This is a genomic window from Nonomuraea sp. MG754425, assembly GCF_021699195.1.
In the GTDB taxonomy this organism is placed as follows: domain Bacteria; phylum Actinomycetota; class Actinomycetes; order Streptosporangiales; family Streptosporangiaceae; genus Nonomuraea.
This window is the reverse complement of sequence record NZ_SSXE01000518.1, coordinates 1-422: the sequence shown is the minus strand read 5'-3', so window position 1 is coordinate 422 and position 422 is coordinate 1. Positions and strand designations below refer to the sequence as shown.

Sequence of the window (422 nt, the reverse complement as noted above, 5' to 3'; positions counted from 1 at the left end):
GGAGGCCAGGCAGAGCGCGGTCAACCTGGCTCGGGCGTTCCGGCTGTGGGCGCTGGAGCTGATCACGCTCACCACGGGCACCATCGAGGAGCTGCGCGAACGTGCGCCACGTCTCCGTCGGCAGCAGGGTCAGGTTGCGCGTGGTGCCCGCCGAGTCGGCCAGGCGACCGGCGGCGCGGCGCGAGGCGTCGCTGTAGGCGTAGATGGCGGCCCGCAGGTCGGTGCAGACCCGGTCGAGCTCCGGCCAGCGGGTCAGGATCGTGCCGTGCAGGCTCTGCGCCCGCCGGGCGATCTCCTCGGTGCCCCACAGCTTGGGCGCCTGCTCGCGCAGCTCCTCGATGGTGCCCGTGGTGAGCGTGATCAGCTCCAGCGCCCACAGCCGGAACGCCCGAGCCAGGTTGACCGCGCTCTGCCTGGCCTCC

General features: G+C 73.2%; 1 pseudogene. It reads right to left on the bottom strand.

What is annotated here, in order from left to right:
• Nucleotides 1–422 (bottom strand): annotated as a pseudogene (locus tag FAF44_RS53785) (hypothetical protein); the annotation flags it as partial.